The organism is Oceanospirillum beijerinckii DSM 7166 (genome assembly GCF_000422425.1).
Taxonomy (GTDB): Bacteria; Pseudomonadota; Gammaproteobacteria; order Pseudomonadales; family Halomonadaceae; genus Oceanospirillum; species Oceanospirillum beijerinckii.
The window spans coordinates 91,328-116,978 of the sequence record NZ_KE383830.1; the positions used below are offsets into that span (position 1 = coordinate 91,328).

At 44.3% G+C, this 25,651-nt stretch carries 24 protein-coding genes; 22 read left to right on the top strand and 2 right to left on the bottom strand.

Annotation, left to right across the window (positions count from 1 at the left end; genetic code table 11):
- The first annotated feature begins 59 nt into the window (after positions 1-59).
- From H579_RS0121395 to H579_RS0121425, 7 genes are all read left to right on the top strand, one after another.
- A complete protein-coding gene (locus tag H579_RS0121395) occupies positions 60-539 on the top strand; it encodes a hypothetical protein (RefSeq protein ID WP_028302357.1) in 480 nt (159 codons plus the stop codon).
- Positions 540-774: 235 nt separating this feature from the next.
- Entirely contained in the window at positions 775-3,213 is a 2,439-nt protein-coding gene (locus tag H579_RS28230; protein WP_051228155.1) for a GAF domain-containing hybrid sensor histidine kinase/response regulator, read from the top strand.
- Positions 3,214-3,253: 40 nt separating this feature from the next.
- Positions 3,254-3,538, top strand: coding sequence for a DUF1289 domain-containing protein (locus H579_RS26980; protein ID WP_051228157.1), 285 nt, complete (start codon positions 3,254-3,256; stop codon positions 3,536-3,538).
- A gap of 246 nt (positions 3,539-3,784) precedes the next feature.
- Positions 3,785-4,462, top strand: coding sequence for an adenosylcobinamide amidohydrolase (locus tag H579_RS28235; protein WP_028302358.1), 678 nt, complete (start codon positions 3,785-3,787; stop codon positions 4,460-4,462).
- A 164-nt stretch (positions 4,463-4,626) separates the two neighbouring features.
- Complete coding sequence (locus tag H579_RS0121415; protein ID WP_028302359.1) at positions 4,627-5,622, top strand: aldo/keto reductase; 996 nt, start codon at positions 4,627-4,629, stop codon at positions 5,620-5,622.
- 106 nt (positions 5,623-5,728) lie between these two features.
- Positions 5,729-6,625, top strand: coding sequence for an AraC family transcriptional regulator (locus H579_RS26990; protein WP_036567117.1), 897 nt, complete (start codon positions 5,729-5,731; stop codon positions 6,623-6,625).
- A gap of 96 nt (positions 6,626-6,721) precedes the next feature.
- Positions 6,722-7,582, top strand: a complete 861-nt coding sequence (locus tag H579_RS0121425) for a nuclear transport factor 2 family protein (RefSeq protein ID WP_028302360.1) — start codon at positions 6,722-6,724, stop codon at positions 7,580-7,582.
- A 186-nt stretch (positions 7,583-7,768) separates the two neighbouring features.
- Here the strand turns inward: H579_RS0121425 and tdh are convergent, their stop codons facing one another.
- Both tdh and H579_RS0121435 read right to left on the bottom strand, forming a co-directional pair.
- Positions 7,769-8,800 (bottom strand): L-threonine 3-dehydrogenase, encoded by a 1,032-nt coding sequence (tdh, locus tag H579_RS0121430; protein WP_211224775.1) that lies wholly within the window; start codon positions 8,798-8,800, stop codon positions 7,769-7,771.
- 147 nt (positions 8,801-8,947) lie between these two features.
- Positions 8,948-10,141, bottom strand: a complete 1,194-nt coding sequence (locus tag H579_RS0121435) for a glycine C-acetyltransferase (RefSeq protein ID WP_028302362.1) — start codon at positions 10,139-10,141, stop codon at positions 8,948-8,950.
- A gap of 106 nt (positions 10,142-10,247) precedes the next feature.
- On the opposite strand from H579_RS0121435, the gene H579_RS0121440 reads away from it, so the two are divergent.
- From H579_RS0121440 to H579_RS0121510, 15 genes are all read left to right on the top strand, one after another.
- The gene (locus H579_RS0121440) at positions 10,248-11,159 is read left to right on the top strand and encodes a LysR family transcriptional regulator (RefSeq protein WP_028302363.1); all 912 of its coding nucleotides are present in this window, start codon (positions 10,248-10,250) and stop codon (positions 11,157-11,159) included.
- Positions 11,160-11,273: 114 nt separating this feature from the next.
- Positions 11,274-11,591, top strand: a complete 318-nt coding sequence (locus H579_RS0121445) for a DUF2834 domain-containing protein (protein WP_028302364.1) — start codon at positions 11,274-11,276, stop codon at positions 11,589-11,591.
- Between the two features lie 43 nt (positions 11,592-11,634).
- Positions 11,635-12,468 carry a helix-turn-helix transcriptional regulator gene (locus H579_RS0121450; RefSeq protein WP_245583335.1) on the top strand — a complete coding sequence of 278 codons (834 nt, stop codon included), beginning with the start codon at positions 11,635-11,637 and terminating at the stop codon, positions 12,466-12,468.
- A 78-nt stretch (positions 12,469-12,546) separates the two neighbouring features.
- Positions 12,547-13,101: a YbhB/YbcL family Raf kinase inhibitor-like protein gene (locus H579_RS0121455; protein ID WP_028302366.1), complete on the top strand. Its 555-nt coding sequence runs from the start codon at positions 12,547-12,549 to the stop codon at positions 13,099-13,101.
- Between the two features lie 544 nt (positions 13,102-13,645).
- Positions 13,646-15,412 carry a hypothetical protein gene (locus H579_RS0121460; protein ID WP_028302367.1) on the top strand — a complete coding sequence of 589 codons (1,767 nt, stop codon included), beginning with the start codon at positions 13,646-13,648 and terminating at the stop codon, positions 15,410-15,412.
- 417 nt (positions 15,413-15,829) lie between these two features.
- A complete protein-coding gene (locus H579_RS0121465) occupies positions 15,830-16,837 on the top strand; it encodes a ComEC/Rec2 family competence protein (RefSeq protein ID WP_051228158.1) in 1,008 nt (335 codons plus the stop codon).
- The gene (locus H579_RS0121470; RefSeq protein WP_028302369.1) at positions 16,834-17,949 is read left to right on the top strand and encodes a S1 family serine peptidase; all 1,116 of its coding nucleotides are present in this window, start codon (positions 16,834-16,836) and stop codon (positions 17,947-17,949) included. The genes H579_RS0121465 and H579_RS0121470 overlap by 4 nt, the downstream gene beginning before the upstream one ends.
- Positions 17,946-18,383, top strand: coding sequence for a hypothetical protein (locus tag H579_RS0121475; RefSeq protein WP_028302370.1), 438 nt, complete (start codon positions 17,946-17,948; stop codon positions 18,381-18,383). Before H579_RS0121470 ends, H579_RS0121475 begins: the two co-directional genes overlap by 4 nt.
- A 4-nt stretch (positions 18,384-18,387) precedes the next feature.
- The gene (locus tag H579_RS0121480; protein WP_028302371.1) at positions 18,388-20,439 is read left to right on the top strand and encodes a hypothetical protein; all 2,052 of its coding nucleotides are present in this window, start codon (positions 18,388-18,390) and stop codon (positions 20,437-20,439) included.
- Between the two features lie 679 nt (positions 20,440-21,118).
- Complete coding sequence (locus H579_RS0121485; protein WP_028302372.1) at positions 21,119-21,388, top strand: hypothetical protein; 270 nt, start codon at positions 21,119-21,121, stop codon at positions 21,386-21,388.
- A 305-nt stretch (positions 21,389-21,693) separates the two neighbouring features.
- The gene (locus tag H579_RS28240) at positions 21,694-22,086 is read left to right on the top strand and encodes a hypothetical protein (protein WP_051228160.1); all 393 of its coding nucleotides are present in this window, start codon (positions 21,694-21,696) and stop codon (positions 22,084-22,086) included.
- Positions 22,087-22,522: 436 nt separating this feature from the next.
- Positions 22,523-23,065, top strand: coding sequence for a DUF6155 family protein (locus H579_RS0121495; RefSeq protein ID WP_028302373.1), 543 nt, complete (start codon positions 22,523-22,525; stop codon positions 23,063-23,065).
- 218 nt (positions 23,066-23,283) lie between these two features.
- Positions 23,284-24,255, top strand: coding sequence for an Rpn family recombination-promoting nuclease/putative transposase (locus H579_RS0121500; protein WP_028302374.1), 972 nt, complete (start codon positions 23,284-23,286; stop codon positions 24,253-24,255).
- Positions 24,256-24,540: 285 nt separating this feature from the next.
- Positions 24,541-24,828 carry a DUF4351 domain-containing protein gene (locus tag H579_RS0121505; RefSeq protein ID WP_028302375.1) on the top strand — a complete coding sequence of 96 codons (288 nt, stop codon included), beginning with the start codon at positions 24,541-24,543 and terminating at the stop codon, positions 24,826-24,828.
- A 69-nt stretch (positions 24,829-24,897) separates the two neighbouring features.
- On the top strand, positions 24,898-25,437 hold the full coding sequence (locus tag H579_RS0121510) for a cysteine hydrolase family protein (protein ID WP_036567119.1): 540 nt from the start codon (positions 24,898-24,900) through the stop codon (positions 25,435-25,437).
- The last annotated feature ends 214 nt before the right edge of the window (positions 25,438-25,651 follow it).

The window sequence follows — 25,651 nt, forward strand, 5'->3', positions numbered from 1 at the left end:
CGTTATATCGCTCTATGAAATAACACAGTGGCAGGATAACAGATTAAGGGAGTACGACAATGAATTGTCCGTTGAAAGTCACCCGGAAGATTCAGGATCTAACGGATAATGAGTCTATCGCATTAGCTTTTATTAAATTGGCTAATGTTAAGTTGGAACTACTTTGCTACAGAGAGATTTTTCTACCCGAGAGCTTTACCGGTATTGATGATGAGGACAGCGAGGATGCCCTGTTATTCGAATTCGCGGATAAAGCGCTGATCAATCATGCACTGGAAAAGCTGAGCAAGACAAAAAAAGCGATTAAGCACTACAAAGCTGAGTTGGAAGCCAGCAAGATTGAAGCAAAGGCTCAGGCTGATGTGATTGATGCAACAACAGGCTTACAGGATATTGAAAACTACCTGAATGAGATTGAGGCAGAACTCAGAATTGAGCTGGTCGCCATGGAGGCAGAGTTTAAAGCAGAGATGGAAGAGTTGGCTCATCTTAGTGAGTTTGATGCCAGTAAAAAACAGCTGGCGGAGTTGATTGGTTAACCTTTTTAGAACAGCGTTATGACGTTAGAGCAGTGTCAGAGCGGCGTTATGGCATTGTATCAAGCGGGGTGTAAGATAGGACGTTCTGACCAGAATCTAAAGCGTATAAGGCATATCTGGCTAAATTAGTGATCTCAAATCGGAACAAGGCTTGCTAGAATAGGTCATACAGATCTGTTTCCAGATAAAGTGCGTACTCAAGGGTGTTACTTTATGCCGATAAAAGGATGGATATATGAAAACGGCCTCTCTGCCAGATGATGAGAAACAACGCCTAGATGCGCTCTATGATTACGATATTCTTGATACTGAAGCAGAGAAAGTTTTTGATGACCTGACCCAGTTGGCGTCAGAGATTTGTGGTACTCCGATCGCGCTGATCAGCCTGATCGACCCCAACCGTCAATGGTTTAAGTCTGCGGTAGGTCTGGATGCGTCCGAGACTTCCCGTGATATTGCTTTTTGTTCCCATGCTATTTTGCAGCGGCAGGTATTTGAGATTCCCGACGCGACTCAGGATGATCGTTTTTTTGATAATCCGCTGGTCACAGGTGATCCTAATATCCGTTTCTATGCCGGTGCACAGTTGGTGACGCCCGACGGATATGCTTTAGGCACTCTGTGTGCCATCAGTGATCAGCCAAAGACTCTGACAGAGCAACAGCGTAATGCCCTGGAAATCCTCAGTCGGGAAGTGGTTTCGCAGCTTGAGTTGCGCAAGAAGGTTCGCCAACTGGAAGAGGCCAGCCAACATAAAACCGATTTTCTCTCCAATATGAGCCATGAGGTGCGTAACCCCATCAACGGGATTCTGGGCACATTACTACTGTTGCAGGATACGCCATTGTCCCCTGGCCAGGCGAATCTGGTGAATTTATCAATTAAAAGCTCCGAATCCTTATTGGCGATTGTAAACAATGTGTTGGATCTGTCGAAAATTGAAGCCGGAATGATAGAGCTGGAAAGTACAGAGTTTGATCTGCTCAGCCTGTTGGGAGATATTGCTGCAAGTCATGCCGTAAGAGCGGATGAAAAGAGTCTTGAGTTAATCTGCCCCGATTGTTATCTGGAACCCAGCTGGGTTACTGGTGATCCCCTGAGAATCCGCCAGATTCTAAATAATCTTGTCGGTAACGCCATTAAGTTTACTGATCAAGGGCAGATTCATGTGTCGGTATTTCCCGAAACGCAGAGTAACAATCAGGTCAGTATGCGTTTTGAGGTCAGAGACAGTGGGATTGGCTTAACCGAAGAGCAGATCGGCAAGCTCTTTAATCGCTATGCTCAGGCTGAGTGTTCTACCAGTCGTAAGCACGGTGGCACAGGCTTGGGTTTGGTAATTTCCAAACAACTGGTTGAAGCGATGGGGGGGGAAATTGGCGTTGAAAGTATGCCGGGCGAAGGTACAACCTTCTGGTTTACGCTTCCAATGCAGTACTGTTCTGTCCAGCGTTCTGCCTCTGCTTTGCCTGCTGGTGCGCTTAAGGTATTGGTGTTGCATGGCAGCTCTTGTTATCGCCCGTTATTGTCAGAAGCGCTGACGGCCTGGCGTATCGATAATGTCGTGCTCGAACGCCCGGAAGATGCCATATTGGAGCTGCATAAGGCTGCCCAGACAAAACAACCTTATGATCTTGTGCTTGTGGATGAGAGCTTAGAACTCAGTGAGCCGTTGCGCTTTACCGAGCAGGTGACACAGGATTCGTTACTGGGGGATCTTAAGTGTATTCTGTTAAGTCACCCTTTACAGTTAAAAGAGCAGACGTTCTATAACCAATACGCTGGTATTGTGCACCATCCCATTGTGTTACCGGAGTTATATCGTTGCCTGGTTATGCTTTCTGGAGTGGAAACATCCGAAGAGAAAACACAAACCAGAGGCGGTGGGCTGGCAAAGATCATTGATGCCCGTGTATTGGTTGTTGATGACAATGAAACGAACCAGATCGTTGCTAAGGGCTTGCTGGAAAAATATGTGCATCACGTTGAAGTCGCCAGTCATGGCCGGGAAGCATTAGTGAAATTGCATCATCGCAGCTTTGATCTGATTCTGATGGATTGCCAGATGCCCGTGATGGACGGTTTGGAAGCCACCCGTCAAATTCGTCAGATACAGGAAGCACCGGATAAATCCTCAGTACCTATTGTCGCCCTCAGCGCTAATGCTATGAAAGGTGAGGCGGAACGCTGTCGCGCAGCGGGTATGGATGATTATCTGACTAAGCCTCTCAGCCCAAAAGCCATTGAAGAGTGCCTGTTACGTTGGTTATCTTCAGAAGAGAAGGGCGTTGTGCAAACGACTCTGGGTACACCATCAATAGCTACTCAGGCATTCGACAGTATTGCTCTGAATTCACGCCTTATAGGTGATCATGACCTGGTTGAAATCACCCTGACGATGACCATTGATGAGCTGCCTAATCAGCTTGATCAGATTAACGCGCATCTTCAAACACGGGATATAAACCTGCTCTTGACCCAACTGCATCGGTTAAAAGGTATTGCTGCAAATGGTTCAGCCATCTTGCTGGCTGAACTGTGTGAAACCCTTGAGCAAGTTGCGAAGTCGGATAGTATTGATGCTGTCATCCATCGCCTGCCAGATCTGGAGCAAGCGATCAGTGACTTTATCCAGCAGGCAGAGGATTACCTGTTAAGAAATAAGAGCTGCTAGGTTTTATTGGGCGTTTCAGGGACTTTGCGTAAGGTATAATATGAGTGACTTACAGTCTCAGCCACCTTTAGACACACAAGACACACAAGACACACAAGACACACAAGACACACAAGACACACAAGACACACAAGACACACAGGAAGATGTTGAATCTCCCTGTGTACGTAACTGCTGCCTGGATGAAAATGATATCTGTCTGGGTTGTTTCCGCAGTTATGATGAGATTCTGCAATGGTATCAGGCTACAGTTTCCGAGAAACAGGCCATTCTGGAACGCAGTAGCGAGCGTAAGACTTTAAAGCCCCGGCTTTTTTCTGGCTGATGATATGGGATCGTTGCTGTAGACTTGGACCAATCCTTTCAGTGCAGTCTGTACTAATACCAGTCCTGATAAGTTTCTTGATATCAGAGTAGGTTGGATAAGCGAAGCGCCATCCGACATTGGCTCCGGTATCAGATGATTGTCGGAAGGCGCCTTACGGCTTTTCCAACCTACAACCACTTATCTTGTTTGGTATAACTTCTCAGGCTAAGAAATCCCTGCCAACGAATCTTATCCAACAAATATATGCCGATACCATTAACCCATTTTGCTTCTCTCAGTCACACACAAGACTATCTTCACATAAGCCTGAGTAAATCTCATCAGGTACTGAGTTCCGCCGTGTGTAACGGCGGCTTAGTCTCTGCAGATCAGGTTTTAAACCTGAAAGTACCAAAACATACCGAGGCAGCAGAGCCACCGGAACAAACGCTTGTTAACTATGCCAGTGCATTAGGCGGTAAAGGCCAGTTAGTCGGTATGATGACAGCAGCCTCAATGAAGTCGTTTCGTCAATCAGTGCGATCAGCCCAAGGTGTTGAGATTACTGTTCTGGCAACAGTTGGCCTGGCTAATGCCCGTAGGGCAGGCGATTTAGCAGAATACCGACAGATAGTCTCTGAGCCGGAAGAGGTCGGCACAATTAACCTGATTATGTTGACCAATGCCTGTTTAACTCAGGCGGCGATGGTTGAAGCCTTGATGGTGATCACTGAGGCTAAAGCTGCGGTTTTGCAGGACGCTGGAGTGATCAGCCCGGTATCCGGCGATGTTGCGACAGGCACAGGGACTGACTCCGTAGCTATTGTAAATGGCTTTGGCCCGAAAGAGGTGCATTATTGTGGTAAGCATGTACTCTTTGGCGAGCTACTGGCTCAGGCGGTAATAGAAGCGCTATCCCGATCCATCACCAGAGCGGCCTGACTGCAAGGTGTTGTAAATGAGCACAAAACATCCGGCTACACTGCTTTAAGATCAGAGATCTCGACTCAATGCTTACTGGCAGATCAGGCGATTATCTGAGTGGTAAGGTCGGTAATTATTATCCGAAACCGCAGAAAGTCATCCGTTTTTAATCAGAGGTTATTATGGCTACACGTAATCTGGGCCCTTTTACTTGTTCTCCAATCGGTTTGGGCTGTGTGAATTTGTCCCATGCTTATGGTACGCCGCCCTCCGAACAGGAGGCTGAGCGCTTGCTGTTAAGTGCTTTGGATCTGGGCTATAACCACCTGGATACCGCATCACTGTACGGCTTTGGAGCCAATGAAACTTTACTGGGTAAGGTGCTGAAAGGTCGGCGTGATGAGTTTGTCTTAGCCAGTAAGTGCGTGCTGTATAAAGATGATCAGGGGAAGCGGGTTTTAGATGGCCGACCGGAAACTATTCGCAAGACTCTGGAAGGCAGCCTGCAGCGTTTACAAACTGAGGCTATCGATCTCTATTACCTGCACCGCTTGGATCGCAATGTGCCCATTGAAGACAGTGTCGGTGAACTTTCCCGTATGGTGGAAGCGGGTAAGATCAGGAGTATAGGTATATCTGAGATGTCTGCGGATACCTTGCGTAAGGCACATAAAATACATCCTATTGCCGCCATGCAAACGGAGTACTCGCTGTGGACCCGTAACCCCGAGATAGCGGTATTGGAAGCCTGCCGTGAACTGGGTACAACCTTTGTGGCTTTTAGCCCTCTGGCAAGGGCATTTCTTACCGGTAAGCTGACCGATCCATCTGTTTTGGCGGCGAATGATCTGCGTCGCAATATGCCGCGTTTTGATGCCGATAATTATGCTAAAAACCTGGCCCTGTTGGAGCAGGTCGCCGAAGTAGCCCAGCAAGAGGGTTGTTCTCTGGCACAGTTGGCGCTGGCTTGGGTTTTAGGTCGTGATGACAATATTATCGCGATTCCTGGTACGACAAATCCTGATCATTTAAAGGAAAACTTCAGCGCTCAGGATGTGACCTTAAGTGCTGGTGCTTTTGAGCGCTTGGATCAGATTATCAATCAAGCAACAGTGGCTGGTCCCCGTTATAACGCCAACACTCAATTGGAAATCGATACAGAAGAGTTTGCTGTTTAAGCATTTGGGTTCAATTCTATCGCTCGCGGTTTCGGATAATAAGCGAACTCTCTAAGCGAGCTATCTTAGGTAAAGTAAAGCTAAGAAATAAAGGCAAGAAAGAAACGTGAGTTTTCCAGACGTAGGCTTTAACTACAAGCGTTCAGCAGAACGGGAATTGCAGGTGATTGAGTTAGAGATGCTGCAGCAGAGGCAGCATAACCCCACTCATCCACCGGACAAGCCCCATCGTATCGGCTTCTACAATCTTATTGTGGTTGAGCAAGGTCAGGGACTGCATCTGGTGGACTTCAACCGTTATGCTTTTCAGGCCGGTGACTTTATCGCAGTCCAAAGGCATCAGATTCATGCCTTTGACTTCAGCTCACCGATCAAGGGCAAAGTTCTGCTTTTTACTCAGCGTTTTGTCGATCAGGCTTTGGCCAATATGCGGCTATCCGAGTTTTCACCTACCTCGCTGGATACCGGTTTAGTGCCGGTATTTACCCCTGATCAGGCGCTGCGTGACAGCTGTTTTGCTCTATTCGGTGAAATAGAGAAAGAGTTGGCGCGGGAAGATGCCAATACATTGATTGCGATGCATCTGTTTTCTTCACTTTTTCTGCTGTTACGCAGGGCCAGGCCGCCTCAGAGTGAGGGGCGTTTAAACAAAGAGCAGCAACAGAGAATGATTCGCTTTGCGACGCTGCTTGAGCAGCAGTTCCAGAGTAATAGAGACGCGACTTGTTACGCAGAGCAGCTGCATTGCACCTATAAAACCCTGAACCAATTATGCAAGCTCGCCACTGGCAAAACGGCTAAGCAGATTATCGATGCCTTTACCGTGCTGGAAGCAAAAAGAAGGCTCTCTATTGATCGCCTGACTACACAACAGTTGGCGTATGATCTGGGCTTTGAGGATGCCAGCAATTTCGTTAAGTACTTTAAGAAACATACCGGATCTACACCGGCACGTTTTCAGAAACAGCGGGGTTTGGCTCAATATCGCGCGACTGAGCCTTGAAAAAGTTCGATATTTACCATTTTTGTTCTGATAGTGACCATGTGCTAATTCAAGCTCTGACTTACCATGATCTCAATGAAAACGAGAGGTTAAGTCATGAAAAAAATTCTATCTGCCGCACTGGCGGCTACTGTTATCTCTACAACCGCCTGTTCAAACCAATCTGTTGGTGAGGAACATACCCTATCCAATAAAGACAAAGCGGTTGCCCTGCTGAACAGCATTGAAAATGGTGATCATCATGCGGTGAGCTATGTAAATGCCAACCAATATATTCAGCACAACCTGGCGGTTGCCGATGGTTTGGCGGGTTTTGGTGAGGTTCTAAAGGCGCTGCCTGAAGGCAGTGCCAAGGTCGATGTCAAACGGGCTTTCCAGGATGGCGACTATGTGTTTACGCACACGGATTACAACTTCTTTGGTCCGAAAGTAGGCTTTGATATTTTCCGTTTTGAAAATGGCAAAATTGTTGAGCACTGGGACAATCTGGCGAAGAAAACAGGCCCAAACCCGAGCGGTCGTACCCAGCTGGATGGCCCTACAGAGGTTAAAGACCTGAACAAAACCGCTGAAAATAAAGCGTTAGTGGCTGATTTTGTCGATACCATTTTGATGCAAGGTCAGTTTGATCAACTGCCACGTTTTATCGATGCAGGTGAAGAAAACTACCTGCAACACAATAGTGCGATTGGTGACGGTTTAAGCGGTTTAGGTGCAGCACTGGAAGCAATGGCCAAGCAGGGTTTAACCATGTCTTATAGCAAGAACCATAAAGTGCTGGGCGAAGGTAACTTTGTGCTGACCATCAGTGAGGGTGAGTTTGCCGGTCAACATGTCTCTTTTTATGATCTGTTCCGGGTTGATAATGGCAAAATTGTCGAACACTGGGATGTAATCGAGGAGATTCCTGCCCAAAGTCAGTGGAAAAACAGCAACGGAAAGTTTGGTTTTAACTAAGCTTTATAAAACCAAACCAGATAAGTTGCTGTAGGTCGGAAAAGCCGCAAGGCGCCTTCCGACCATTATCCGGTATTTCGCTAAAAGCCCGGATAAAAGACGGTATAAGAAAATAAACACAAGAGTGGATTACCGTTGCTACTTATCCCTTGAATCCAAGCCCTGCCGTAGACGCTCCGCCTGTACTTAACCGTTCACCCAATCCAGAATTACCTTACCGGATTGTCCTGATCGCATGACATCAAAACCCTGTTGAAAGTCATCAATATGAAAGTGATGGGTGATCACAGGATTAATATCCAGCCCAGACTGAATCAAACTGACCATCTTGTACCAGGTTTCAAACATTTCACGACCGTAGATGCCTTTAATGGTCAGGCCTTTAAATATCACCTGATTCCAATCAATCGCCATACTGGACGGTGGAATACCCAACATGGCGATGCGGCCACTGTGATTCATGGTGTTCAGCATGGTGCTAAAGGCGCTGGGGACACCGGACATCTCCAGGCCCACATCAAAGCCTTCGCTCATACCCAGTTCATCCATCACGTCTTCCAGTTTTTCTTCCGCCACATTGACCGCCCGTGTGCCGCCCATTCGAAAGGCCAGATCCAGGCGGTATTCGTTGACGTCCGTGATCACCACATTGCGGGCGCCCACATGTTTAGCGATGGCGGCGGCCATAATGCCAATCGGGCCTGCGCCGGTGATCAGTACATCTTCGCCCACCAGATCAAACGACAGCGCCGCATGTACTGCATTACCAAAGGGGTCAAAAATCGCGGCCAGATCATCGGAGATCTCATCGGGAATCTTAAAGGCGTTAAACGCGGGAATCACCAGATACTCCGCAAAGCAGCCGGTACGATTGACGCCCACGCCGATGGTATTGCGGCACAGGTGAGTCCGGCCACCCCGGCAGTTACGGCAGTGACCACAGGTGATATGGCCCTCGCCGGAGACACGATCACCGATAGTAAAACCGGGCACTTCCTGCCCGATACCGACTACTTCACCGACATACTCATGGCCGGTGACCATAGGCACAGGGATGGTGTTTTGTGCCCACTCATCCCAGTTATAGATATGGACATCTGTACCACAGATGGCGGTTTTTCTGATCTTAATCAGCAGATCGTTATGGCCCAATGCGGGTGGAGCCACCTCGGTCATCCAGATCCCCGGTTCTGGCTTGAGTTTGGCTAAGGCCTTTATTTTCACCGTATCTGTTTTCGGGACGCCGGTATTTGTCGTATCAGCTGTATCTGTATCTGTATCTGTTTTTTGTGCTTGTGCTTGTATTTGCTGTCTGTTCATAGCATCTAAAATCCGCCTTCCCCCTCAGTAGCACGAGGGAGAAAGCTAGATAATCTCCATATCCGTACCGACTTCAATAAAGGCATCAATCGCCCGATCCAGCTGCTCACGGCTATGGGCCGCCGACATCTGGGTACGAATACGTGCCTGACCTTGAGGAACCACAGGGAATGAGAAACCGATCACGTAGATCCCTTTCTCCAGTGCCCGTTCAGCAAACTCGGCGGCGACTTTGGCATCACCCAGCATAATCGGAATAATGGCGTGATCGGCACCGGCCAGAGTAAAGCCCGCTTCAGACATTCGGCGACGGAAGTGAGCCGCGTTATCCCACAGTTGGGCGCGCAGATCATCGCTCTCTTTTAGCAGATCCAACACGCGAATAGACGCCGCGACAATGCCGGGAGCAACGGAGTTAGAGAACAAGTAGGGGCGTGAGCGCTGACGCAACCAGTCGATCACCTCTTTTTTGCCCGAGGTATAACCGCCGGACGCACCGCCAAGAGCTTTACCCAGGGTGCCGGTGATAATATCGATGCGCTCTGTTACGCCGTGATAATCCGGTGTGCCCGCGCCGTTTGGCCCCATAAAACCCACCGCATGGGAATCATCCACCATCACCAAGGCATCGTATTGATCCGCCAGATCACAGATCGCCGGTAGATTAGCCACCACGCCATCCATTGAGAACACACCGTCGGTCACGATCAGTTTATGGCGCACACCGGCAGCATCCGCAGCGATCAACTGCTGTTCCAGTTCGGCCATATCGTTATTGGCGTAGCGGTAACGCTGAGCTTTACACAGGCGCACACCGTCGATAATAGACGCATGGTTTAAGGCATCAGAGATAATCGCATCGTCGCTGTCGAGCAGTGTCTCAAACAGACCCGCATTGGCATCAAAACAGGAGGTGTAGAGAATGGTGTCTTCCTGGCCCAGAAACCGCGATAGCTTCTGTTCCAGTGCTTTATGAATATCCTGAGTACCGCAGATAAAACGCACCGACGCCATACCAAAACCGTGCTCATCCATGCCGGTTTTCGCCGCCTCAATCAACGCCGGGTGATTGGCCAGACCCAGATAGTTATTAGCGCAGAAGTTCAGCACCTCGTCGCCGCTGGATACCGTAATGGCCGCCTGTTGAGCCGAAGTGATCACCCGCTCAGGTTTATACAGCCCGGCCTCTTTCACATCTTGAAGCTGATCCCGGATCTGCTGGTAAAATTTATCGCTCATCGTTTGCTCCTTGTTTTTTTCTCATATTAATTAAAGCATAAGCCGACTATTATCCCTGTGTGTGGAAAATCATTTGTGAATCTTAGGCACAAAAAAAGGGCGCGCTATGCTGGACCAGAAACTGATTTCACTTTTGCCCGACCTGGCGGCTTTTATTCTGGTGGTCAACGAAGGCAGTTTTACCGCCGCAGCGAAAAAACTGAACATCACACCCTCAGCGCTTAGTAAAACCATCAGCCGACTGGAAGCAGCGTTATCGGTCAAACTGTTTGAACGCACCACACGTTCGTTAGTGATCACTCAGGCGGGTAAACGGGTTTATGATCAAAGCCTGATTATGGTCAACGCCGCACAACAGGCGGTGGATCTATCGGCTGCGGACCATACCGAACCGTCCGGCGCGATCACTGTTGCCGCGCCCGAGGCGTTTCTGAATTCCGTCCTGCAACCTCTGGTGATCCCCTTTCTGGAGCGCTATCCCCTGATACAGCTTAAGCTCAGAGTCGCCGACGGTGATATTGATCTGCTGCGGGATAACATCGACATCGCCTTTCGCCTGACCGACAAGCCCCATGAAAATCAGGTGCTGAAAGAGATCAGCAAAACCTATCTGGTACTGTGTGCCAGCCCGGACTATCTGCAACAGCGGGGAATGCCCCAGCATCCTTTAGAGCTGGAACAACACGACTGCCTTTATCTGGCAGAAACCAACACCGACCACCTGTGGAGTTTCCACAAAGAGCAGGAGCACCTCACGGTAGCCGTATCGGGACGCTATGCGGTCAATCACTCACAAATGCGGCTATCGGGCGTAAAAAATGGCCTGGGTATCGGTATCTTTCACGATTTTGTTATTCAGGAAGCCTTGCAGGAGGGGAGTGTGGTTAAGGTATTATCCGACTGGACGATCAAAAGTAACTATCATGGCGCTATTGCTATGCAATACGCTCAGACTAAATACAGACCCGCCCGTTTGCGGGCGTTTATCGACTTTGCCCAGGCGCAGTTGATTCATTAATACCAAACCAGATAAGTTGTTGTAGGTCGGAAAAGCCGCAAGGCGCCTTCCGACAATCATCTAACCGCTATTAATAACGACAGAACAAGCAGCAAAAACAGCGAAAGGACTCCAATGAAACACCTCTATCTTATCTTAACCCTACTGGGTATCGCCTTACCCTATGGCGCATTTTTGCCCTGGCTAGTGGATAATGGCATCAATATCGGCGCATTTATCGACGCAATTCTGTCTAACCCTATCAGCGTCTTCGCCTGGCTGGATGTTGTTGTATCCGCCTGCACCCTGATTATTTTTATTCTGGTGGATGGCAAACGCCATCAGGTACGCTATCGACACCTGGCCTTATTGGGCACCTGCACGGTAGGCGTGTCCTGTGGTTTACCGCTGTATCTGTACCTGAAAGAACGTCAGTCGCAACCTGAATCCTGAATTGAAAACGCGCTTTTTATACCAATATCGAACCGTACAGCCCATGACGATGCAACATCTGATCTTTAGCGCCAAAAAAGCACTGCAACAGCGTGAATTACTGCCCTTTGCCGTCTACTCATCAAGATATGAGCAACACCTGCTGAACGTACCCATGATCAAACCGCTACTGGTTTGCGTGTTTGATGGCTGCAAACAGCTGGGGCAGGAACGCGAAGTCAACTGCCCGGCGGGGCAATTTGTCTTTCTATCCAACAGCCCCAAGGTAGAAATGCGCAATATCCCCAGCCATAGCCAATACTTCGCCCTGCTGATCGAGTTTGAATTTTCCGACTTCGCCTGCCTGGGGCAAAGCCCAGCCCTACAACCACAAGCCAACATCAGTGCCGTACAGGGCGACATAGACCCCGTGCTGCAACAAACCCTGCAACAGTTTATCGAATGGTCCACCTTCGCCCCGCAAGCCCTATGGCCTGCACGCCGACAAGAGATACTGCAACTGCTTTACCATCAGGGCTATCACCAGATCACCGCATTTATGGCCTCATCCAGCCTGAGCCACAAACTACACGCCCTGTTTAGCGCCGAACCCACCGCAGACCGCCAAGCGGATCAACTGTGCGAACAACTGGCGATGAGTGAGTCCACACTCAGGCGCAAACTCAGAGCCGAAGGCACCAGCCTGCAAGAGATTAAAGACCGCGTCCGGCTGGGTCTGGGCCTACACTTGGTACAAACCACACTGCAACCCATCGGACTAATCGCCGAACAGTGCGGCTACCAGTCCCAATCCCGCTTTACCGACAAATTCAAACAACTCTTCGGCACCACCCCAACAGAACTCAGAAAAACCCAATTGCCCGAAACGGGCGAATAGATGACCGGTTAGGTGCTAATCCAAAACACAGCAAACCCCTAACATGGCTTCTATCAACTCAACCGATATGGAGCCGTTATGAACCCAACGATCAAAAAAATCGCCCTGGCAATCACCACTGTTCTAGCGACAAATAACGTCCTGGCAGAATCCTTTACCTTAACCAGTAAAGATATCGCCCACGGCGAATTTATGAGCAAAAACCAAGAATTCCAAGGCTTCGGCTGCACCGGAAAAAACCAATCCCCACAACTCTCCTGGAGCGGAGCCCCAGAAGGCACAAAAGCCTACGCACTGCTCGTACACGACCCAGATGCCCCCACCGGCAGCGGCTGGTGGCACTGGCAAGTGATCAATATACCAGCCAACATCACCAGCCTGAAAACCGGCGCAGGCAACAACGACCAGATGCCAAAAGGCAGCCAACAAATCAGCAACGACTACGGATTTAAAGGCTTTGGCGGCGCCCGCCCACCCAACGGCCACGGCGCACACCGCTACCAATTCACCATTCACGCACTATCCCAAAAGCTGGAATTGCCTGCTGATCCATCAGGCGCGCTAACTGGATATATGGTAAAAGCCCACTCACTGGCAGAGAGAACGATCGAGGCACTTTATAAGCGGGATTGATAAGAGTTTTATTGTGAGATAAACCAAGACAAGCGTGTTAGAGACTAATGCGCTTGTTTTGGTTTTATTGGTGATAAAAGATTTTATTGAGACCAAGTATGTCGCATTATATTTGTATGAGGGTTGATGGGTTTATAAAATACAAAGATAAGAACTGCTCAGTCATTTAATGCGGCATTACTTTATGTCGTGCCTCAATAGCTTTACTCCTGCCTATTTTTTCTTCCTTAGTCAGTTATCAACCAAAATATCATAGAAAACAATGCTTCTAGTAAGGTATAGTTCCGTTCTATGTTTAATAGGAGTGCCGGAGTTGAGGTCGGTGATCTCAACAGCTCTGCGCAGATCAGGTAGTTCAGAACTTAATAATGGTCATCATTTAAGTTCTGTTACTGTTCTCCCGCTAGGTGTTGCTTAGCTTGGTGCTCTATGTTTTTTTGATACTTTTGGTTCGCCTATACATGGTTATCCTCTTTGATTAACTTTTAGTCTTGCATGGGTGGATGAATAAATCAAATGCTAGTACTACAAGAAGGTATTACATGTGCCTGAAAGATTAGAATTAACAAAGAATGCTCAATTCTACGTACCTAAAAACTCTATTGATGATTCAATTGTAAATGACATTCTTAGTGCAGCTATTGATAATATGGATAATAATGCACAGTTTGTTATTGATTTGTTCAGGTCTGATAGGAGGGTTGAAGAGGCAGGTTTAGAATACAAATATTCAGTTAGAGTGTTTCCCTCTATTAGACCTGTATACTTTATGGATGAAGCTCTCGAAGATAGGGTGTACGCATTTATTATATTGATCGAATATCATGACTATTTGGCAATTTTTAAGAAAAGTTGTGCAAATATATCCGAGCCAATAAAAAAATATTTTACACTCGTTGATAGTGAGGATTTATCTAGTACATTTGGCGATAGCGATGTTGAGTTTCAAAAAATTGCCTTGAGAAACATGACCATATCAGATAGAGCAATGAGAGCTAGGTCTTATGAAGCTGCAGATCTAAAAGGGCTTCTTTCGACGCACTCTGCAGGGAGATCAATTCCATTCTATTTAAAGTTACGTCAAGGCGCTATTACAAAAACTATTTCTGGAACTGGGAGGTTAGTTGAGTCATCCCAGAGAAAGTCCCTTGACGAGATAGCCGTTTGGGTTAAAGAGCAGGTTGAGCTTATTGAAAGTCCTTCAAACGATAATAGCTTTCTAGGCTCATTTGCCAAAAAAGTAGAATTAAATGATGTTCTAAGGGCATGTGAACCTAATGGGGTTCTAGTGGAAAGTACTCCGCTACAGGAAAGAATTGAACGGGATGGACTAGCTTTAAAATATAAGACCGCCAGAGCTGGAAATATAGTTATTTCTTCAAGGGTAAAAAATAAGCTTTTTGCTGAACTTGAAAAAGTATATGAGCTTGATTCAGACTGTAAAGTAGTTGGAAGAGAGACCTGTACACGTCTTAGAAAGAATGAAAAAAGCTTAACATTAACATCGAAAGTTTTGACAAAGTTTCGGGTGGTTGAGAATGGTAAGGAAGTAACCCTGCAGAAATTCATAGTGAAAAATGGTTACTACAGTGTCACGTTCACGGACCCAAAATACATGTACTTTATGGGAGCTTGCTTCGAAGACTCATCAGGGGTTTCAGAGATAAATAGCATATTAGAAATAATGCACCCTAAAGCTGAAATATCTACAGTTACTTCTGAAAAAGGTCGCTTCACTAGTGCCAGTACTGAATTTGAGAAGAACTCAATGTTTGGCATGGTTGAAAGTATACACCAAAACGATGATTACATACTTTGTGACGACTTAGGTATTGAGTGGGCTGATCATATTACATTTAATCGTGCAGACTCTAACATAAACTTCATACACTCAAAGCATGGTAGTTCTAGCACCTCTGCAAGCAACCTTCATGATGTGGTTGGCCAAGGAATAAAAAATCTTGGAAATATGTACTTTAACAAAGAGCAAATGCTCGAAAGAATAAATGGTAAGTTTGTAGATACATGCTCAAATAGTGGGTGCCATACAAATATAGCAAGAGTTAGAAAAGGCGACCCATCGAATGCTGAAGCATACCTTGATGGATTATTAAAAGATTACAAGCTTCATAGGAAGTGCATTCTAAGTTGCTCTTTTTTATCAAAATCATCTGTGACTACAGAATTTTCTAAGATTCAGCGTGGTGAATCAGTCCGAGGACATATTGTTCAATTACTCTGGATAATTTCATCATTTGCTCATGCTGTGAGAGATATGAATGCAATTCCAATAATATACTGTGCCGATTAATAGCGCTAACAAGCCTCTGTAGTGGAAACTTTACTCGCTTTACTCCTAAAATACCGGGGCGCAGGTCACAAATAGGACAACTAGAAAAAAATTGAAAATCAAGGGTAAATATTAGATGCCCCTGTTTCACCTTGATGATCTCTATCTGATGCTTTTTTCGGCGACGATACACTAAAATCGTTGGTAAAATAAATGAGATAACATGACAATAAAACAATGCATCGAGTGTAGTATTTTTGGATAAATGCAAACTCACTTTTTACTGGAGAGTGCTAAGTTCTCATCAGAAAGCACATAACATATTGATTTTATTGAGAATCACTTTTTTCGAGAAAAGTATTGTTTTCTTTGGAGTCAAGGGGTTACAGAGAACTTAGCACTCTTAAGGTTTTATTATAGTAATATTAAATCGATATCATGCTGAAAATTACAAATATACAGGCAAACTGTGGAGATAGCTTCTTAATTGAAGATATGGATGATCCTAGAAAATTACTATTGGACTGTGGGTTCAAGATTACTTACCAGCATAAGATCAGGCAGCTAACCTCGAGTGTTGATTATCTAATTTTAACTCACTCAGATGAAGACCATATCAATGGTGCGATTCCTCTGATTGAAGATATGCCACATAAATTTACTGTTGGAAAAGTGTACGTCAATGTACCAAGCTCATTTGAGGTTAGAGCTGGAAGTGGAAACATTTCCATACATCAAGCAATCACACTTGAAATCTTACTTAAGAGAAAAAATATATCGTACCAATCTCTCCTAGCTGGTGATACAGTTGATATTTCTAAGAATGTTAGTTTAGAAATAATATCGCCTTTTCGGGGGGATTTAGAGTATTTTATTGGAAAGTACAAGGAGGTTAGGGAATGTTCTATTCCTAGCCCCGATCCAATATCAAAGACCAGCACTATCATTCCGTTTGAGACGTTGGCAGAAAATCCAGATGTGTATAAATCCAAGAAGTCTGACTTCACTAATGCTGCATCAATAGCATTCATTCTTAAGTACAAAGAAAAAAAGTTACTGTTTCTAGGGGATGCTCACCCTACAGTTGTTACCGACTACCTAGAAGGAAAAGGATTCTCTGAAGATAAGAAATATATTTTTGATTATATTAAGCTTTCTCATCATGGAAGTATAACAAGTATATCGAAAAAATTTATCTCAATGGTTAGTTGTTCTAACTACATATTGAGTACTAATGGTGGAAAGGCTCGAAGCATGCACCCTAGCAGAGAAACATTGGCAAAACTGGCATTGAATGTTGACAGAAATGGTAGCAATGACATTAATTTTTTTTTCAACTATCCAGTTGAAAAAATTTCTTCTAAAAACGGTATATTAATCAGACCAGAAGAAAAGATTGAATATAATGTAAATCTAATTGAACGAAGTAGCTTTTGTATAATATGAATGAATTAGATGTGCTCCCAAAAACTAGCGTACAGATCTATTTGTCTGAGAACTATCACGGGTCAGGAATATTGGTTGAAACTGGTGGCGTATTCTATGTTTTGAGTGCTGCCCATGTTATTAGTCAAGATGTTAGTGAACCTTTAATAATTGATGGGTTCTATGGTATATCAGAGATATATGGAAAGATTGAGTTTGATGCTTTTATAGGACAACATGAAGCGATTCGGCATTACGATATTGCCGTTATAGCTGTTGATCAGAAGCACAAGTTTCCTGATTTTCCTAAAATAAGTTTTTGCGAAGATATTAGCTTTCCTGAGAATTCATATTCCTTCAGAGGAACGCAAAGATCTCCAGCTTTAAAAGCTCATACTGTAACTCCTTGCCATCTAGATACCCCTATCAATGATGAACGTTCGTTTTGCCTCAAGGTTCCGCTCGAAGCGTATACCGATATGAAAGGGTGCGTAGGAGCAGAGGTACTTGGCGGATATTCAGGCAGCGGAATATTCATAAAAGAAGCCGACAATAACTATTTGGTTGGCATTGCCCAGAATATAGACAACGATGACTTCACAGGCGTAAATTGTCGATCTATCAAAGTCATTAAAGATTCATTTCTTCCGGACATTGATATCGCAGATTTTCATGGTGGAAATACCCAGTTAAAGTTGAATATTGCCGAGATTAAAAGAAGTATCACTCAAGGAATGATAGATGAAAGAAAAAAAGCTAATAACTATGGAGATGTTGAAAATCTTACTAAAAAGATGGATTCATTCATAGTGGGTTGGACACCTGAAGACCTAGATGCGTTTATAAACGATATTTTAGTATGGGATGATATCGAGCATTCCAAAATCAGAAATCATAGCTCATACCGAGATCTTATAGAAAATGCGAAAGCGATATGGGCTTCTGGAAATAAAAAATACCAAGTAAGTAGTATTCAGCAAGGTAACGAGCGCTTTCATAAAATATTAGATGAATTAACTGATTTTTTAAAAGAAGAGCTAGATGGAACTTCAATTAAATCTATTAGCCCTGTTATAGCCGCTGGGGAGGTTGCCCGGCTATTAGCAAATTGCAATTTGGATTTTAAAAAATGAGTATAGAAATACAGCTAAAGTCTCGGTTCCTTGATTGTGCACCTGATAATAGCACTCTAACCCATCTTGCTATTATGTGTGGTGCACTGAAATATTGTCTTGGAAGTGCGAAGACTATGTCTTTTATCAAGATGGCTTATATATTTGATAAAACTATAAATTTAGAAGCTAATGCATTTTCTTCAAAGATAACTCTATCTTCCTGGAATATTGATAATGATTTTAAAAAGTCACTCATAATGGCTGAGTCCAATGGGTTTATAGAATTAATAGTAGATAAATCATCTAAGGGGGTTAGAATTTCACTAACTGATAAAGGTGATATGTATCTTGGCTTGGTTGAAGGTCATAAGGCGTTTTCAAACTATTTAGAGTATTTGAAGGAAGTTAAAATTCCTGAAAATAGATTTGATAATCCAATTATTAGAAGTTGATAAAATGCGCATCGATTCAGTCTCAGCGAAAATTATTGCAAGAACAGAAGATGGGCTAAAGCCATTTGGTTTTGAGTATGGTTTTAAGCCTGGGCTCAATATTCTGACTGGTGACAACTCCAGTGGTAAGTCCACTATTCTTAGCTGTATTTATTACTGCCTCGGGATGGAGCAATTAATGGGGAGCAAGGGAATTAATGCTCTAAGCCCTGCTTTGCATCAAGTGCTTAATTTTGAAGGCCAGCCTTGTAATGTTTATGAGTCCAGCTGTTCACTTACCATCACTGCAAATAACGGTAAACAATACACGCTTACACGTCAAATAGCTCCATCCAGTGAAGTCACTGTTAATGAAATAATTATATTAGATGGTACGAAAACTACACCAAAGTTTGTTCACTCTGCAAGAGATCATGGCGATCAAGGGTTCTATAAGTGGCTCGCAGAAGTTAATGATTTGAAAATTTTTAATGTCGAATCATTTAATGGTGAGTCGACCAAACCTTTATATATGCAGAATGTATTTTCATTGGCTTTCATTGAACAGACAAAAGGTTGGTCGGATATATTCTCAATGATGCCTAGTTTTGGTATTAAAGATCCTAAACAAAAAATTGTGGAGTATTCTCTGGGGCTTAATTCTCTAGAACTAAATATAGAGCTCGATCAAATTAAGGCTGATAAGCACCAGGTTAAAGGTGAATGGAAACGGATCGATAACGACCTAAGATATCGTTCTCAAGCAACTCAGCTTTACTTGTCGATTTTTGATAAGAATAAGCCAATTCCAGATACCAGGATCGAAGGGATATATGCAGCTGAACTAAATAATGAGGGAAGTGAAGTTAGAACTAGTCAACTAGCTAAAAATATTCAAAATAAAATTGACGATTCTAACAAACGCATTGAGCTCATGGATGCTTCTAAAGACGTATCTAAAAACTTAATTGACATGAGAGAAAAGATAAGAGAATCGCTATCTACATTTGTATCTGAAAGAAATGATGCTTCGGGGCTTTATGAAGAGGAAAAATTGAAGTTAGCTAGCTTCAAAAGCTCTTTGTCCTCTGCGATAAATGACATTCAAGGGTTTCAAGATGTTAAGAAATTATCTATTGGTAGAAACTGGGATGGTTTGTCAACATCTAAGTGCCCTGTTTGTGAGAATAGTGTAGAGAATAAAAAAGATGCTGAACTATCAGAAGAGACTATTGAAAAGAGCATTGCATTTCTTAAGTCTCAAAAATCTACTTATGAAAGATACATTGAAGCTTCAGAAACTGTTCTTGAACGGTATGTATCAGCTCTAGATTATTATGATAAAAGTATTGCGTTAAAGCGGATGCAACTTGATAGTATCCATAAAGATTTGAACTCCCCTAGCTCGCAATCAATTAGAAGCGAGCTTGAAATACAAGCAGAGCTAAAATACCGGCTTAATGATATCAAACAGTTTAATTCTTACCTTGAATCTATGAAGGGTAGGATGAAAAAATTAAGCAAACAGTACTTTATTTTAGATGGGAGAGAAAAAGAGCTTAGAGGGCTGGTTTCTAGTGATGAAGAGAAAATTCTTGCATTCAAACGGTCATTTATCTCATTGTTATCCTCATTTGGTTATAAAAGTAATGGCGTGAGAAATATAACTGTCAGGGACAAGTCTCCTCATAGACTCATGCCAATTGTCTTTATAGAGGGGCAAGAGCCTCAATATATTCGATATGTTTCCTCCGCCAGTGATTTCGTAAGATCAATCTGGTCTTATTATCTTTGTCTATTGGAGATGGGATCTTTACATCCTGGCTTTTTGGTAATGGATGAACCAGGACAGCATCAGATGCGGGTAGACAGTATGAAAAAACTATTGTCACATAGTTCTAAGTTAGGGAAACAAGTGATCCTTGCGATATCGCAAGATAGAGACTACGACAAAAAAGATGTCAATATTTCAACATTAATAGAGGGTATTGATTCTAATATGATTCACATGCTTCATATTGAAGACAAAACTTATTGTATCTCTCCAACTGAAACTCCTACCAACAATGCTGAATAATAGGTCTTTCGTATGATCAATATGTCTGCCAAGAGTCAGTTATTTTATTAGGGTACAAATCCAGTGCACTTGGTTCACAAATATGTTGGTATACAGAGCAAACAAATGCATCGGACATCACCGCTATGTGGTATTGCCGATGATTTAGGCTCTGTAAACTCAGCTAAGCAAAGCCCATCTACCTTTGACCCAACAAAAACACCAGCCAGCGATTGCATTACATCGCTAACTGGTGTTTGATTACTTGCTAATCTAATCAACAGAAGGAATCTGCCTATCACAAGTATTTAAATCTTTATAAGCGCTACCTCAAGGTGCTGGTAACACCAAGAGGCAGCTAACCATCATCGATAAGCAAGGTATCAATAAATGGCTAATTCACATTTTACGCTAGGGCTTCGCTTGGCTAAAGAAAAATTTCTTTATTTTCATGATCTTACGGCCTGTAATCGCATTTGCGGTGCCAGGTTTTTTTGCGTCTTCAATTCTTCTCGGGCTTTTGGCTCAAATCCTCTTTTTCGGTCGTTTCGGCTCCGTTCGGGTGTTGTATCCGGTGGTGTCTTTGCGTCTACTCTGTCCTTCTTTGGGGCTTTCTTTTTGTCTTTGGTTTGCTCTGGCGGGCGTTTATCTGGGCGGCGGTCTGTCTCTTGGGTGAACTTTGCTGCCGGGAGGCTGGGCTATGAGTAAGATTGCGGAGATTAAGGATGGCGAGAAGCAAGGCGCTAATGATCAGTTGGATTTGGATCTGTTAAGTCAGTCGTTTGAGAGTTTGTACCATCGCTGTGCTTTTTTGTTGGTGGCGTTGGAGAATATCGCTTATAGCGAGGGCTCTTTTCATCACCAAGCGGCGGCGAGTGGTGTGGGTTATTACGCTGCTGATTTGCTTGATGAGCTGGTTCAGATTCAGGCGATGATCAGTAAAGGTCTGAAATCTGGCGTATTACAATAACTCTGTCTCCAGTAGGCAGGGTGTTGGGTGATTTAAATGCTTTGCCGGTAGGGACGTTACCTGTGCCATGTTCGTGGTGGAATGTGGCACTTTAGGCGATTTGTCGTTATCGGAATTATTTGAAAGCTACTGATCCCGATCCGATTCTGGGTGGTTTTTTACAAATGGCGGTGGTGTGCTTTGTTGTTTTGGCGCTCTGGTTTTGCTTTTTGTGTTGGCTGTTCTGTTTCGGTTTTCTGCTGTGTCTGGCTGTTTATTTTGCTGGTTTTGGCGGAAGTGGGGGGAGGTAGTCAGCGAGGGAATGTATGACGTATCCAGAAGGCTGGCTGCAGGCCAGTAATGAGAGAGCCGGGCAACTGGCGAAGAAGTTAACTCAGGCTGTGGGTGAGCAGCATGTTTTGTACGGTAAGCGCTTACATGTGGTGGCGTATCGGCATCAGGATGGTGTGGATGAGTTGCTGTGTCAGCATCCTGAGGAGGAGGATCTGTTTTCTCTGTTGCATCTGGTGTGGTCGCTGACGACATCTGAAACACACAGGGCTGCGCCGATTGTGGAGGTGCATGGCAGTTTTCAGGATTTTCTGAATTATGAGCGTGATTTTCAGGGTAGGGAAATAGCTGAAGAAGCCCGTGGTATTAGCCGTCGACTCAATAACCCGCTAATGCCATTTCCGATAAATTTCTCGATATCGGAGTAGGTTAGATAAGCGAAGCGCCATCCGACATTGGCTTGGGTGCGCGGCTATTGTCGGAAGGCGCCTACGGCTTTTCCAACCTACAACAGGGAACGCGGCAGAGGGTGCTAATTGGCGAGAACAGAGGTTTGGCTATTGGCTATTGGCTATTGGCTATTGGCGAGGGGCAGAGGCAGAGGCAGGCGAGGGTTAGCGCATCAGCTTTGTTGTTGTTTTGATGTCTCAAAGTGATGGGGTGGTCTGACTGATGCGGTAGCCCTGCTTAATGGGGCGTTGTCTGAGTAATATGAGCAGTGGGGGGGATATTCTGATGGCATAAACTTTTTAGCAGGTGTTTGAATGTGCGAGGGAGTAGATTTTCAAATCTGTTAAGAAGTACTATCGTTGGTTAGATGAATCTCTTTGATTCAGTCATCCAGTTTATACAGGTGAGTAGAATATGGCGAAGAAACCGACATTAACGGATTTAAAAAAAGAGCTAAGAAAGAAAACCCAGAACGAATTAGTTGAGGAGATTGCCCACCTCTATAAAACGTTCAGCAATGTAAAAGAGTTTTACCAGACTTCTTTTTTTAATGATGACTCAGCTGTTCTGGAAAAATATAAACAGATTGTACAGAATGAGTTCATTGCTACTGGCCGCTCGCTATTCCCTAAAATGCGGGCATCTGTGGCACGTAAAGCGATCTCTGATTATAAGAAGGTGTCGTGTTCGAATATTGGGATTGCAGACATAATGCTAACCTATGTTGAGTCTGGTGTTCATTGTACTAACGAATACGGTGATATTGATGAGCCGTTTTATAACAGTATGGAAAGTATGTATGAGAGTGCGCTGAAATATATGGTGAAAGAAGACTTGTTGCTTGAGTTTCAGGATCGGGCAGAAGATATCGTCACCAATACGTCTCATTGTGGCTGGGGTTTTCATGATGAGTTGAATCATCTTTATCATGCTTATTACAGAGAGGATGAGCAGTGATCAGCATGAGCTGAAAAAGGATTTCGCCAGTTGGCGGTGACAAAATAGCGAAAAAAAATAGAAAATAGAGGGCAACCATTTTTAGCTCATTGATTTGTAAGAACTATTTTGAAAGTTTGGGCTATTTGAGGGTTCTTCTATTTCACTGAAGTATGCAAGATGCCGCCAACAGGTGCTGTTGAGTAGTACGGTTAAACTTCTACCCGCAAGGATGCACTATGGTTGATCAAGCTCTACCGCATAATGCCCACGATAATAGTTACAAGCTTCTCTTTAGCCATCCCGAAATGGTGGCAGATCTGCTGATAGGGTATGTCAATGAACCTTGGGTTGAGCAGTTGGATCTGTCCACTCTGGAAACGACTAAAGATAGTTATGTCACTGATGACCTGAGGGATCGAGAAGATGATATTGTCTGGCGGGTGTTGTGGCAGGATAAGGGGCAGAAACAGTGGTTGTATATCTATCTGCTATTGGAGTTCCAATCCTCTGTAGATCGTTTTATGCCGCTGCGGGTGAATATTTACAGCAGCATGTTGCTGGATGATCTGCGTAAAAAGAATCAGCTGACGCCCAATGGTAAGTTGCCACCGGTTTTCCCTTTGGTGCTCTATAACGGTGAACGGAAATGGACGGCTCCGCTGGAGCTGTGTGAACTGATCGATAGTATTCCCGGTCAGATTCATCTTTATCAGCCCAATATCCGTTATGCCTTGTTGGAAGAAAGAGCCTTTGATGGTGAGCCTTTACCGGAGGTTAAGAATCTGGTTTCTGCACTCTTTGGTCTGGAAAACAGTAAAAAGCCTGAAGATATCCAGCGTATTCTCACCGCTTTGATCGAATGGCTTAAACAACCCGAACAGATGGGGCTACGACGTAACTTTACGGTCTGGATAAAGAGAGTATTGCTCCCCGCCAGGGTTCCTGGTGTACAATTTGAACAAGTTCATGATTTGCATGAGGTACATAGCATGTTAGCGGAACGGGTGATTTCCTGGACTGAAGAGTGGAAGCAAGATGGTATTTTGTTGGGTGAAGCTAAAACCCTACGCCGCCTGTTAAACCGCCGTTTTGGCCCTTTGTCAAAAGATGTTGAAGGCAAGATCAGTCAGGCAACAGAGCAGCAGCTGGAGTTGTGGGTGGATAATTTTGTGGATGCTAAAAGCTTGGATGAGGTTTTCAAATCGTAGTATGGCTAGCTGAATTGCTGGTCCCTATCTTGATCGGGCGACGAGAGATTCGGCTAATATCATTTCTTGAGTTCTGAGCGTTTTATCATTTGTGATTGTTTTGTAGTAACCAAGCCTGCCGTTTAATCCTATCGATCAGCTTTGATGTGAGTTCCTTGTTATATAACGTGTTTTCCTTCCAATCGAGAGCAACCTGTCCTGAAAAACAGGGTATTCAATATTATTGAGCTAATTTTTAAGGACTTTTCGACATTCTGAATAGTTTGAGTTATCAGGAGGATAACAATGATGAGTAAGAATACACCCCACGACGATTTTGACGAGGTACATACTGTGTTCGCTAATCGAATAGATGAGTGGGAACGCCAGATCACTGATAAAACAATGCAGGTAGGGCGTTCTGAGGGAATTGTTCAAGGTGAACAAATGCTAATTTCCCGTCTACTAACCAAGAAATTTGGTGAACTGCCTGATTGGGCTGTTGAGAAGTTACAATCTGCCTCTCCCCAAGAGCTTGAGAAATATGAAGATAATTTTTTGGATGCCGAAACGCTGGAGCAAGTCTTTGTATAGCCATTTTGAATAAATGGTCAATGCTGGGTGCTGGATTATTAGGCCGCTACAATCAGATATGGATTGGTAATGAGAAATAAAAAAGCTCTGCTGGTTATTGATGTACAAAATGCTCTCTGCCACGGTGAAGGTGCTACCTATAATGCGCTGGATGTAATAGATAACATCAACTTGGTTGCTTCCAGGGCGAGGTTGGCAGGTGTTCCTGTGATTTATGTTCAGCATGATACGGAAGCCGGGACTATGAGATACCAAAGTGAAGGTTGGTTGCTGCCAAGAGAGCTGGAAAACTCAGAATCAGATATCTATGTAAGAAAGCAGGGCTCTGATGCTTTTAAAGAAACCGATCTCAAAGAACATCTGGATCGACTGGGTGTGCAGGAACTCATCATATGCGGTATGCAAAGTGAGTTTTGTGTTGATAGTACGTTAAGGCGTGCGTTATCACTTGATTACGCGGTTACTGTAATGGCCGATGGCCATACAACTGTAGATAATGACATTATCCCCGCCGTTACGATATCCAGGCACCATAACAGCACCTGGGAAAACATTACGAGTTACCGTTTCAGGCCAAGTGTCATCAAGACAGATGAGATTGTGTTGTGAAAAGTCTAATTCAATCATCTTTGATTGAGTAAGCCAGTTTATTGGGCAACTATCTTGAAAAATACCGAGTTGGTACAAACAATAGTTCAACTAACCGTTATGAACAAGAACTTATAATTAATAAATTTTTATAATTATGTTCAGTGTTTTCTAATGTGTAATATGCTGTCGTGCTGGTTTTCTATCTGTAATGGTTGGTAAGTGGGCATACAGT